Consider the following 11,733-nt stretch of genomic DNA (forward strand, 5'->3'; position numbering starts at 1 on the left):
ATTCGGTTCCGGAAGTCAGCGACGCAGCGCGGCCAGCTCGACCGGGCTGTGCGCGGAGAACACCGTGACCTCGTCCGGGTGCTCGCGGGCCAGTTCGTGCAGCCGCTCGAGGTTCTCCAGGCGAGCCTTGCGCTCGGTCTGGACGAGGTTCTGGAACGCCGTCATGCCCGGTGGGCAGTGCGGCGCGACGGGGTCCAGCTGCCCGTGGAAGAAGTACGCGTCGCCGGCGTGCAGGAGCCAGCCGTCGCCCGTGTCGACCGCGACGCCGGTGTGGCCGCGCGTGTGGCCCGTGAGCGGGACCAGCAGGATCTCCTCGGGCAGGCCCTTGAGCGACCGGACCGCCTCGAAGCCGAACCACGGCTCGCCCCGCTCGTCGTAGGTGCTCCACAGCGGGCGGTGCGCGAACTGCACGGCCCGGTAGCGGTTCTTCTCGGCCGCGTTCGACGGCGCCGTCGCGGCCCGGTGCTCCTCGGAACGGACGTGCACGACGGCGTTCGGGAAGTCGGCCAGCCCGCCCGCGTGGTCGACGTCGAGGTGCGTCGCGACGATGTGCCGGACGTCGGCGGGGTCGAGGTCCAGCGCCTTGATCTGCGCGACCGCCGTCTCGGCGGCTTCGAGCCGGGCAACGACCATCGCCATGAACGGCCGGCCCAGCCACTCGCCGGGGCGGGCCACGGCCTGGCTGCCGAACCCGGTGTCGACCAGCACCAGGCTGTCGCCGGTCTCGATCAGCAGGCAGTGCGCGACCAGCTCCGCCCGCCGCAGCAGGCCGGGCTCGCCGTCGAGCAGCTTGCCGCCCGCCGGGCGCATCGATCCGCAGTTCAGGTGGTGCACTTTCATACTTTGCTCCTGGAACTCAGCCGGACGAACGCGGTCTCGTCGTGCGCGGCGAAGACGGTCACCTCGTCGCCGTGCTCCTGAACAAGCTGGCGCAGGCGGCGGTGATTGTCCAGCCGGGCGCCCTTGACCGTCTCCATGTGGCCCTCGAACCACCTCAGGCCGGGCGGGCAGTGCGGGGTGGCGTCGACCTGTCCGTGGAAGAAGAACGAGTCGCCGGCGTTGAGCAGCCAGCCGTCGCCGGTGTCGACGGCGACCCCGGCGTGGCCGCGCGTGTGCCCGGAGAGCGGGATGAGCAGGATCTCCGGCGGCAAGCCGTCGAGCTGCCGGACGGCGTCGAAGCCGAACCACCGCTCACCGTTGTCCGCATAGGACGTCCACTGTGGACCATGCGCGAACTGGATCGTGCGGTAACGACCGCGCTCGGCGGCGTCACGCGGCTCCTGGAACGCCCGCAGCTCCTCGGCGTAGACGTGCACGCGGGCCCACGGGAAGTCGATGAGCCCGCCCGCGTGGTCGAGGTCGAGGTGGGTCAGGACGATGTCGCGGACGTCGGCCGGGTCGAAGCCGAGCGCGCGGATCTGGGCGACCGCGGTCTGCGCGGGGTCTTCGACCGGGTTGGACTGGCGGACGAAACCCTTGCCCAGCCAGGCGTTCCGGTCGACGGCGGCCGGCGTGCCCATGCCGGTCTCGACGAGCACGAGACCCGTGCCGGTTTCGAGCAGCAGGCAGTGGCAGACCATCGTGGCGCGCCGGAACAGGCCCGGCCGGCCGTCGATCAGGCGGCCGCCGAGCGGGCGCATGGTGCCGCAGTTCAGGTGGTGGACGCGCATCAGGAGAACTCCCGGTCGAGGGTCGTGTGCAGGTGGGCGGCGACGGCGCGCAGTGGCGCGAGGTCGCGGCGGGTGCGGGCCAGCAGCAGTCCGCCTTCGATCGCGGCGAGCACGACGGTGGCCAGCTCATCGGCGCGTTCCGCAGAAAGCTGTTGTCTCGCAAGGTAGTCACGAAGGATTTCGTGCCACGACGAATAGCCGTCGGCGCAGGCTTCCCGGATCGGCTCGCTCTCCGCGGCGGCGTCGAGCGCGACCGTCGCGAGTGGACACCCGCGCTGGAAGCCCGATTCGGCCAGGTTGCTCGCGAGCGCGTCGACCGCACGGTCGATCGCGGTCACGACGTCGGGCGCGTCCCGCAGGATCGCTTCGAGGAGCGCGCCCGTGCGCTCGCTCGAAAGCCGCACGGCCTCGGCGGCGAGCTGCTCCTTGCCGCCGGGGAAGTGGAAGTAGAGCGACCCCTTCGGCGCGCCCCCGGCCGTGGTCAGCTGGGTGAGGCCGGTGGCGTGGTAGCCCTGCGAGTGGAACAGGTCGGCGGCGGTGTCGAGCATCCGCTGCCGCGTGTCGGTGCGACGGACCATGGGGCGACTGTAGCTCAAACTATGACGACCGGTCTAGTGAGTCTGATGCTCGGTAAGGTCGTCGCATGGGTAACCCGACCGGTCAGCAGTTCGAGATCACCCGCGGCAACGCGCGCGCCGTCGTCACCGAAATCGGTGCGGGCCTGCGCGCGTTCGAAGTCGGCGGAGTGCCGTACGTCGAAGAGTTCCCCGAAGACGCGAAGCCGCCGAAGGGTGCCGGGCAGGTGCTGCTGCCCTGGCCGAACCGGACCAAGGCCGGCAAGTGGACGTTCCAAGGTGCGGAGCAGCAGCTCGAGATCACCGAGGAGGCGCGCGGCAACGCGATCCACGGCCTGACCCGCCACCTCGAGTGGGAGCTGCTGGAGCACGCCGAGTCGTCGATCACCCTGGCCGTCGACGTCGAGGTGCAGCCGGGCTGGCCGGTGCCGCTGCGCGCGACCGTCACCTACGAGGTCGCGCCGCGCGAGCTGACCATCACGCACGAGGTCCGCAACGAGGGCGAGCAGCCGATCGGCGTCGGCGTCGGCACGCACCCGTACTTCCGGATCGGCGACGTCCCGACCGACGAGCTGACCCTGACGCTGCCCGCGAGCCGCGTCCGGCCGTACCTGGGCGACGAGCAGATGCCGTACGCACCGGAACAGGACGTCGAGGGCACCGAGTACGACTTCCGCGCCGGTCGGGTGCTGGCGGGCGTCGACCTGGACACGGCGTTCGGGTCGTTGTCGGCGGCCGGCGACGGCACGCACCACTTCGTCCTGGGCCACGAGGACCAGCGGCTGGTGGTCTGGACCGGCCCGGACTTCCGCTGGGCGCAGGTGTTCACCCCGGACGACCTGGTCGGCCGCGGCCGCGCGGTGGCGATCGAGCCGATGACGTGCCCGGCGGACGCGCTCAACACGGGCACGGACCTGATCGAGCTCGAGCCGGCGACGTCGTGGTCGGGCAGCTGGGGCATCCGAGTCGGGTGAAGCGGCTGGGGGTCGCCGACGCGGGCGAAGTGCTGACGCTGCAACGCGCGGCGTACGTGACCGAAGCCCGCGCGCACGACGACTGGGATCTGCCGCCGCTGCTGGAGACCTTGGACGAGACCCGTGCGGCGCTTTCGTCATGCTTGTCCTGGGGCATCCGGGAGAACGGACGGCTGGTCGCTTCGGTGCGTTTGACGGTTTCCGACGACGTCGGGGTGATCGGCAGGTTGGTCGTGGCGCCGGACCGGCAGGGCTGCGGGCTGGGTGGCGGGTTGCTGGCTTTCGTGGAGTCGGCGGCTCCGCCGCCGGTGACGGTCTTCCGGTTGTTCACCGGTTCGAAGAGCGTGGGGCCGCTGGCGTTGTACGCCAAGCACGGGTACCGCGAGACGCACCGGACGCCGGAGAACAACCACGAACTGGTGCACTTGGAGAAGGCCAGGGTTCCGTAGGCTGCTTTCGGTGCAGACGGTGTCGTTCTGGCAGGCCTGGGGACTGTGGTTCGACGGTCAGTCCGTGTCGGGCTACCGGCTCTGGGGCGTGCCGGTGCTGTGGTGGGGCCGGATCGGCAAGCTGGGCCCGCTCGGCGTGGGACGGCCAGACCGTCGAGCCGGACCTGCCGTGGTACTGGTGGGTGCCGATCCTGCTCCTCGTCGTGACTTTCCCGTTCTCGCTGTGGGCCGCTTTCACCGGGATCTCGATCGGGGTGAACCTGCTGGCGCGCGCGTGGCCGCTGGTCGTGGCCGGGTTCGGGTTCGATCTGCTGGCGAGCTGAGCCCCGCTGGCACCCGCCCGGGCGAGTTCGTTAGCGTGGCGAACTATGGCGAAGGCAATTGTCGGGGGCCATGTCGTCCCCATCGACGGTGATCCCATCGAAGGCGGCACCGTCCTGATCGACGGCGGCAAGATCGTCGCGGTCGGGACCGAGGCGGACGTCGACATCCCGGAGGACGCCGAGCTCGTCGACGCGGCCGGCACCTGGGTGCTGCCGGGCTTCATCGACGCCCACGCGCACCTCGGCGTGCACGAGGAGGGCGAGGGCTGGGCCGGCAACGACACCAACGAGATGACCGACCCGAACGGCGCCCGCTTCCGCGCCATCGACGGCATCGACCCCTACGACTCCGGCTTCGACGACGCCCTGGCCGGCGGCGTCACGAGCGTCGTCATCAAGCCGGGGTCGGGCAACCCGATCGGCGGCCAGACGATCGGCGTCAAGACCTGGGGCCGCAGCATCCTCGACATGGTCTTCGCGGAGCACGTCAGCGTGAAGAGCGCCCTCGGCGAGAACCCGAAGCGCGTGTACGGCGAGAAGAAGCAGACGCCGTCGACCCGGCTGGGCGTCGCGGCGATCCTGCGCGAGGCGTTCACGAAGACCCGCAACTACCAGGCGAAGCGCGCGCACGCGGAGTCCGAGGGCAAGCCGCACGAGGTCGACCTGACGCTGGAGACGCTGGCGAAGGTCCTCGACGGCGAGCTGTACTGGGACCAGCACGTCCACCGCGCGGACGACATCGTGACGGCGCTGCGGCTGGCCGACGAGTTCGGCTACAAGCTGGTGATCAACCACGGCACCGAGGGTCACCTGATCGCCGACCTGCTGGCCGAGCGCGACGTCCCGGTGATCCTGGGGCCGCTGTTCACCACGAAGTCCAAGGTGGAGGTGCGCAACCGCACCCTGCGTTCGGCCGGCATCCTGACGCGGGCGGGGGTGAAGATCGCGATCACGACGGACCACCCGGTGATCCCGATCAACTTCCTGGTCTACCAGGCGGCCCTGTCGGTCAAGGACGGCCTCGACCCGGTGACGGCGCTGCGTGCGCTGACGGTCAACCCGGCGTCGATGCTGGGTCTCGACGGTCAGATCGGCTCGCTGAAGCCGGGCTTGGACGCGGACGTCGTGCTGTGGTCCGGTGATCCGCTCGATGTGATGAACCGTGCCCTGCGCGTGTTCGTCCGGGGCGACGAGGTGTTCCACTTCGACGAGACTCTCGGCGAGGGCGTGTCGAAGGACCGCCGCTACCGCGAGTCCCAGTGAGTTTCGGACGGCACGCCGGTAACCGGGCGGTTCCGGCGTGCCGTCCGATCAGTCGAGGAGCGCGTCCAGGTCGATCTCGACCGGGAACGGGACGTCAGTGGTGAAGGTGCCGGTGACCGCGGCGGCGTCCATATAGCCGAATTCGCCGGCCTGGTGACACGCGACCAGCGAGACCGGCTCGGTGAGGTCGACGATCCAGTAATGCGGGATGCCCGCATCGGCGTACTCGTCGTGCTTCACCTGGTAATCGGTGCGCTTCGAGCCCGGCGACACGACTTCGACGGCCACGAGCACGTCCCCGGCGCGATACATGCCGTCTTCGTCGTCCACGCGGGCATTCGCTTCGCGGTAGGCGATCAGCAGGTCGGGGCGCCGTGAAAACCCCGCTTCACCGCGGGGCGCCAGACCAAGGTCTACGTCGATGTCCAGGGTGAAATCGAGTTCTGGTGGCAACTGGGATTCCAGCTGTCGGCCCAGCAGGTAAGCGGCCTTGTTGTGCCGTCTGCTGGGGCTTGGTGACATCACGACGCGACCCTCCACGAGCTCGGTGAAACCTGTTTCGGTTTCACCGAGCGCCGCGTACTCCTCGATCGTCAGCAGGTGATCAGGGATCTCCCACCGGCGAGCAGGGCCCGGCTGGGGAAGTGCAGTCACAGCCTCTCCTCACGTCGCCGGAATTGTCTCACGGCTCAAGTGCAACCATGAGTGACCGTATCTGTACCGAGCGTGTGACACCTTTCCCTCGACCAGCTAAGCCTTCTTCAGCTCCCGCGCGATGACGACCCGCTGGATCTGGTTCGTCCCTTCGAAGATCTGCGGCACCTTCGCCTCCCGCATGTACCGCTCCACCGGGAAGTCCCGCGTGTACCCGGCCCCGCCCAGGACCTGCACCGCGTCCGTGGTCACCTTCATCGCCCCGTCGGTCGCCACCAGCTTCGCGATCGACGCCTGCCGCTGGAACGGCAGCCCGCGGTCGCGCCGCCGGGCCGCCTCCAGGTAGCACGCGCGGGACGACTCCACGATCGCCGCCATGTCGGCCAGGAGGAACTCGATCCCCTGGAAGTCGATGATCGACCGGCCGAACTGCGAGCGGCCCTTCGCGTACGCCACCGCCTCGTCCAGCGCCGCCTGCGCCAGGCCCACCGCGCACGCCGCGATGCCGAGCCGGCCCGAGCTCAGCGACGACAGCGCGATCCGCAGTCCGTCACCGGGTGCGCCCAGCAGTCGTGACGCGGGCACGCGGGCGTCGTCGAAGATCAGCTGGGCCGTGGGGGAGCCCGTCAGGCCCATCTTGCGTTCGCGCGGGGCCGCCGACAGGCCATCGGTCGCGGAAGGAACCAGCAGGCAGGAGATCTCGTCCGCGCCCGTCCGGACCATCGTCGTGTAGAAGTCCGCCACGCCCGCGTGCGTGATCCACGCCTTCGTGCCGTTGACGACGTAGTCCGTGCCGTCGAGACGCGCGCGTGTCGACAAAGCGGCGGCGTCCGAGCCCGCCTGGGTCTCCGACAGTGCGTACGCGCCCAAGAGTGAGCCTTCGAGCATCTCCGGCAGCCACTCGCCGCGCTGCTCGTCCGTGCCGTACTCCGACAGCGCGTAGCAGGACATCGTGTGCACCGACAGCCCGACGCCGACGGTCATCCACGCCGTCGCGATCTCCTCCAGGACCTGCAGGTAGACCTCGTACGACACCTCGCCGCCGCCCCAGCGTCCGGCGTACGGCAGGCCCAGCAGGCCCGACTTGCCCAGCAGGCGGAACTGCTCGCGCGGGAACTGCTCCGCTTCCTCGGCCGCCGCCGCGCGGGGCGCGAGCTCGTCGCGCGCGATCTCCCTGGCCAGCGCGACCAGGTCTTCGGCGTCCGAATCCGGCAGCAAGCGTTCGGCGGGCATCGACGTCCTCCAAAGCGGTACTGAAAACAGTACTGTGGGCCCGCTCAGAGTACAGTAAGACGGGCCTGGGGTGGCCGGAAGACGTAGGAGATAGTGAGCCGATGCGCCCCGAACCCCGCCGACGGCCGACCGCGCGCCAGCGCGCCCTGCTCGGCGACCTCGAGGCGCTCTTCCTCGCCGAGGGCTTCGCGGACTTCACCCTCGACGACCTCGCCGGCCGCCTGCGCTGCTCGAAGTCGACGCTCTACGCGCTCGCGCCGAGCAAGGAGCAGCTCGCCGTCAAGGTCGTCACCCACTTCTTCCGGGGCGCCGGCGAGCGGATCGAGGAGCGCGTCGCCGGGATCGACGACGCCCGCAAGCTCATCGGGGAGTACCTGGCCGGCGTCGCCGAGCAGCTGAACCGGGCGTCGCCGTCGTTCATGCGCGACCTCGCCGAGTTCGGCCCGGCCCGCGAGGCGTACCAGGTCAACAGCCGGTTCGCCGCCCAGCGGCTCCACCAGTTCATCGGCAAGGGCGTCGCCGACGGCGTCTTCCGGGACGTCCACGCCCGGCTCATCGCCGAGATGACCAGCCTGATCATCGAAGGCATCCAGACCGGCGTGCTCGGCCAGCGGATCGACGTGTCCGACGCCGAAGCGTTCACCGCTCTGGGTGAACTCCTCCTCGGCGGGCTGAACAAATAGCGGACAGGAATTGTCAGCCTGAACTCCACTAAACTCCCGGCGTGATCGTCGTAGGCGGAGAAGCTCTGGTCGACCTGGTTCCCGGCGACCCCCTGGATTCCACTGTGGACGGTGGGCTGCGCGCGCTGCTGCCGCGGCTCGGCGGCGGGCCGTACAACGTCGCGCTGGCGGCCGGTCGCCTCGGTGTCCCGGCGGCCTTCCTCTCGCGCGTGTCCACCGACCGCTTCGGCGACGCGATGGTCGAGCGCCTGCACGCCTCGGCCGTCGACACGTCGCTGCTGCAGCGCGGCGACGAGCCGACGACGCTCGCCGTCGTCGCGCTCGACGCGAAGGGCGCCGCGCGCTACACGTTCTACGTCGAGGGCACGGCCGACCGGCTCGTCGCCGACCCGGGACCGCTGCCCGACGCCGTGACCGCGCTCTCGCTCGGCACCCTCGGGATGGTCCTCGAGCCCGGCGCGTCGGCGTACGAGGCGATGCTGCGGCGCGAGGCCGCCCGCGGCGTGCTGACCGTTCTCGACCCCAACATCCGCGAGGCGCTGATCACCGATCCGGCCGCCTACCGCGCCCGGTTCGCGTCCTGGCTGCCGGACGTCCGGCTGCTCAAGATCTCCGACGACGACGCCGCGTGGCTCACCGAAGGCGCCGACCCGGTCGCCGCCGCGAAGACGTGGATCGAGTCCGGTGTGGACGCCGTGGTGCTGACCCGGGGCGCCGACGGCGTCGCGGTGATCACCGCCGCAGGTGAGCTGGCCCACGTGCCGTCGCGGAAGGTCGACGTCGTCGACACCATCGGCGCCGGCGACACCGTCCAGGGCGCCCTGCTGGCCTGGCTGCACACCCGCCAGGTCACCGACCTGGCCTCTCTCGACTCGGGAGCGTGGCGCGAGGCGCTGGGATTCGCGGCGAAGGCGGCGTCCATCACCGTTTCCCGGAGCGGGGCCGAGCCGCCCACGTCCGCCGATATGGCGGCGGTCGTGTGAACCTGGTCCCAAAGGGGGCCCCATGAGCAACGCCACCGCTGCGCGAACACACGTTTCTCGACTAGCGTAGAGGGGCATTCTTCATACCCCAGCGGGGCGGTGTGCAGCGAGGCGCCAGTGTTTCCTCGCGTGAACACGTGGCTACCTGTGGAACCCGCAGGCGCCGCCGTCCCCGTGCCGAACGTGAGAGGGACTTGTATGTCCGACGCGACGACTGCGGGGCAGTCCGGCGGCGAAACCGCGAAGCTGACCCTGCCGAGTGGCGAGCACGAGTTCAAGATCGTCCACCCGGTCGAGGGCGCGCCCGGGATCGAACTGGGGAAGCTACTGGCGCAGACGGGGTACATCACCTACGACCCCGGTTTCGTCAACACCGGCGCCGCGTCGTCCGCCATCGCCTACATCGACGGTGACGCCGGGATCCTCCGCTACCGCGGTTACCCGATCGAGCAGCTGGCCGAGAAGTCGACCTTCGTCGAGGTCTCGTACCTGCTGATCTACGGCGAGCTGCCGACCGAAGCCCAGCTGGCCGACTTCACCGAGAAGATCCAGCGGCACACGCTGCTGCACGAGGACCTGAAGGCGTTCTTCAGCGGCTTCCCGCGTGACGCGCACCCGATGCCGGTCCTGTCCAGCGCGGTGTCGGCGCTGTCGACCTTCTACCAGGACTCGCTCGACCCGTTCGACGAGCCGAACGTCGAGCTGTCCACGATCCGCCTGCTCGCCAAGGTCCCGACCCTGGCCGCGTACGCGTACAAGAAGTCCGTGGGCCAGCCGCTGCTGTACCCGGACAACTCGCTCGGCCTGGTCGAGAACTTCCTGCGCATGACGTTCGGCTTCCCGGCCGAGCCGTACGAGGTCGACCCGGACGTCGCGAAGGCGCTCGACCTGCTGTTCATCCTGCACGCCGACCACGAGCAGAACTGCTCGACCTCGACCGTGCGCCTGGTCGGCTCGTCCGAGGCGAACCTGTTCGCCTCGATTTCGGCCGGCATCAACGCCCTGTTCGGCCCGCTGCACGGCGGCGCGAACGCCGCGGTCCTCGACATGCTCGAGGGCATCAAGAACGACGGCGGCGACGTCGCCAAGTTCGTGGAGCGGGTGAAGAACAAGGAAAAGGGCGTGAAGCTGATGGGCTTCGGGCACCGGGTCTACAAGAACTACGACCCGCGCGCGAAGATCATCAAGAACACCGCGGACGAGATCCTCGGCAAGCTCAAGGGCGGCGACCAGCTGCTCGAGATCGCCAAGAAGCTCGAAGAGACCGCCCTTTCCGACGACTACTTCATCGAGCGCAAGCTGTACCCGAACGTGGACTTCTACACCGGCTTGATCTACCGGGCGCTGGGCTTCCCGACGAAGTTCTTCACTGTGCTGTTCGCGCTCGGCCGCCTGCCGGGCTGGATCGCGCACTGGCGCGAGATGATCAACGACCCGGCCACCAAGATCGGCCGCCCGCGGCAGATCTACACCGGCCACGCTTCGCGGGATTACACCCCGATGTCGGAGCGCTGATCCGCTCACCCTGATAAACGCCCCGTCGTGCACCCGCACGACGGGGCGTTTATCGTTGCCCGTCGTGACCAAAGAAGCACCCGTCGTCCTGTGGTTCCGTCGCGACCTGCGGCTGGGCGACCACGCCGCCCTGCTCGAAGCCTCGAAGCACAGCAAGCACGTCCTCGCGCTGTACGTCCTCGACGAGGCGCTGCTGAAGCCGGGCGGCGCGCCGCGCGAGGCGTTCCTCTACGGATGCCTCGAGAAGCTGAACGAGCAGCTCGGCGGCCGGCTGATGCTGGTGCGCGGCGAACCGGCGGCCGAGGTCGTGAAGGCCGCGAAGAAGATCGGCGCCGCGGCCGTGCACGTCAGCACGGACACCGGCCCGTACGGTCGACGCCGGGACGCCGAAGTCGCGAAAGCGCTGGCGGACAACAACATCGACTGGGTCGAGACGGGCTCGTCATACGCCGTCACCCCGGGCCGCGTCACCAAGCCGGACGGCGACCCGTACCGCGTCTTCACCCCCTTCTTCCGGGCGTGGACCGCGCACGGCTGGCACTCGCCCGCCGACACCGGACCGTCCCTTGTGGACTGGGTCGAACCGCCGCGCTCGCTGAGGATCCCGAAGCCGCCCAAGGTTTCCGCGACGCTGCCGGAGCCGGGTGAGCAGGCCGCGCTGGACGCCTGGCACGCGTTCCTCGACGACGGCATCGAGACCTACGACTCCGATCGTGACCGCCCGGACCGCGAAGGCACGACGCGGCTTTCGCCGTACCTGCGCTGGGGCTGCGTCCACCCGCGGACGCTGCTGGCCGACCTGGCGGGTGACGACCGCGTCGGCGCGAAGTCGCTGCGCAGCGAGTTCTGCTGGCGCGAGTTCCACGCCGACGTCCTGTGGCACCGCCCGGAAACCGCGCGGAAGAACTACGACAAGCGCTTCGACGGGATGAAGCACGACGACGACCGCGAGGCGTTCGAGCGGTGGTGCGCGGGCAAGACGGGCTACCCGATCGTCGACGCCGGGATGCGGCAGCTGCTGGCCGAGGGCTGGATCCACAACCGCGTCCGGATGGTCGTCGCGAGCTTCCTGGTGAAGGACCTGCACCTGCCGTGGTGGCTCGGCGCGCGGCACTTCATGAAGCACCTCGTGGACGGCGACCTCGCGTCGAACCAGCTGAACTGGCAGTGGGTCGCGGGTTCCGGCACCGACGCGGCGCCGTACTTCCGGATCTTCAACCCGACGACGCAGGGCGAGAAGTTCGATCCGAACGGCGACTACGTCCGGAAGTACGTGCCGGAGCTGCGCGGTGTCGGGGGCAAGGCCGTCCACAAGCTGAAGGAGCGGCCCGAGGAGTACCCGGAGCCCATGGTCGACCACGCCCACGAGCGCCAGGTGTCCTTGGAGCGGTACGGGAAGATCACCTCGTGA

General features: G+C 69.7%; 13 protein-coding genes. 8 read left to right on the top strand and 5 right to left on the bottom strand.

The window, feature by feature from the left end:
- Positions 1-15 precede the first annotated feature (15 nt).
- Genes AA23TX_RS01035 through AA23TX_RS01045 form a run of 3 tightly spaced genes read right to left on the bottom strand, consistent with a single transcriptional unit; the run spans position 16 to position 2,248 of the window.
- On the bottom strand, positions 16-840 hold the full coding sequence (locus AA23TX_RS01035; RefSeq protein WP_155540726.1) for an MBL fold metallo-hydrolase: 825 nt from the start codon (positions 838-840) through the stop codon (positions 16-18).
- Positions 837-1,670: an MBL fold metallo-hydrolase gene (locus AA23TX_RS01040; RefSeq protein WP_155540727.1), complete on the bottom strand. Its 834-nt coding sequence runs from the start codon at positions 1,668-1,670 to the stop codon at positions 837-839. The genes AA23TX_RS01035 and AA23TX_RS01040 overlap by 4 nt, the downstream gene beginning before the upstream one ends.
- A complete protein-coding gene (locus AA23TX_RS01045; RefSeq protein ID WP_155540728.1) occupies positions 1,670-2,248 on the bottom strand; it encodes a TetR/AcrR family transcriptional regulator in 579 nt (192 codons plus the stop codon). Before AA23TX_RS01045 ends, AA23TX_RS01040 begins: the two co-directional genes overlap by 1 nt.
- Before the next feature lie 65 nt (positions 2,249-2,313).
- On the opposite strand from AA23TX_RS01045, the gene AA23TX_RS01050 reads away from it, so the two are divergent.
- From AA23TX_RS01050 to AA23TX_RS01065, 4 genes are all read left to right on the top strand, one after another.
- The gene (locus AA23TX_RS01050; RefSeq protein ID WP_155540729.1) at positions 2,314-3,219 is read left to right on the top strand and encodes an aldose 1-epimerase family protein; all 906 of its coding nucleotides are present in this window, start codon (positions 2,314-2,316) and stop codon (positions 3,217-3,219) included.
- A complete protein-coding gene (locus AA23TX_RS01055; RefSeq protein WP_155540730.1) occupies positions 3,186-3,668 on the top strand; it encodes a GNAT family N-acetyltransferase in 483 nt (160 codons plus the stop codon). Before AA23TX_RS01050 ends, AA23TX_RS01055 begins: the two co-directional genes overlap by 34 nt.
- Positions 3,669-3,850: 182 nt before the next feature.
- The gene (locus AA23TX_RS01060) at positions 3,851-3,991 is read left to right on the top strand and encodes a hypothetical protein (protein WP_155540731.1); all 141 of its coding nucleotides are present in this window, start codon (positions 3,851-3,853) and stop codon (positions 3,989-3,991) included.
- A gap of 45 nt (positions 3,992-4,036) precedes the next feature.
- On the top strand, positions 4,037-5,254 hold the full coding sequence (locus AA23TX_RS01065; RefSeq protein WP_155540732.1) for an amidohydrolase: 1,218 nt from the start codon (positions 4,037-4,039) through the stop codon (positions 5,252-5,254).
- Positions 5,255-5,302: 48 nt separating this feature from the next.
- On the opposite strand, the gene AA23TX_RS01070 is transcribed toward AA23TX_RS01065, so the two are convergent.
- Positions 5,303-5,908 carry a Uma2 family endonuclease gene (locus tag AA23TX_RS01070; protein ID WP_155540733.1) on the bottom strand — a complete coding sequence of 202 codons (606 nt, stop codon included), beginning with the start codon at positions 5,906-5,908 and terminating at the stop codon, positions 5,303-5,305.
- Positions 5,909-6,004: 96 nt separating this feature from the next.
- A complete protein-coding gene (locus AA23TX_RS01075) occupies positions 6,005-7,141 on the bottom strand; it encodes an acyl-CoA dehydrogenase family protein (protein ID WP_155540734.1) in 1,137 nt (378 codons plus the stop codon).
- Positions 7,142-7,242: 101 nt separating this feature from the next.
- Here AA23TX_RS01075 and AA23TX_RS01080 point away from each other — a divergent pair, with 101 nt between their 5' ends.
- The 4 genes from AA23TX_RS01080 (at position 7,243) to AA23TX_RS01095 (ending at position 11,733) form a co-directional block, all read left to right on the top strand.
- The gene (locus AA23TX_RS01080) at positions 7,243-7,824 is read left to right on the top strand and encodes a TetR/AcrR family transcriptional regulator (protein WP_155540735.1); all 582 of its coding nucleotides are present in this window, start codon (positions 7,243-7,245) and stop codon (positions 7,822-7,824) included.
- Between the two features lie 41 nt (positions 7,825-7,865).
- Positions 7,866-8,807, top strand: a complete 942-nt coding sequence (locus AA23TX_RS01085; RefSeq protein WP_155540736.1) for a carbohydrate kinase family protein — start codon at positions 7,866-7,868, stop codon at positions 8,805-8,807.
- Positions 8,808-9,005: 198 nt separating this feature from the next.
- The gene (locus AA23TX_RS01090; protein ID WP_155540737.1) at positions 9,006-10,322 is read left to right on the top strand and encodes a citrate synthase; all 1,317 of its coding nucleotides are present in this window, start codon (positions 9,006-9,008) and stop codon (positions 10,320-10,322) included.
- 64 nt (positions 10,323-10,386) lie between these two features.
- Positions 10,387-11,733, top strand: a complete 1,347-nt coding sequence (locus AA23TX_RS01095) for a cryptochrome/photolyase family protein (RefSeq protein WP_155540738.1) — start codon at positions 10,387-10,389, stop codon at positions 11,731-11,733.

Source organism: Amycolatopsis camponoti (assembly GCF_902497555.1).
Classification (GTDB): domain Bacteria; phylum Actinomycetota; class Actinomycetes; order Mycobacteriales; family Pseudonocardiaceae; genus Amycolatopsis; species Amycolatopsis camponoti.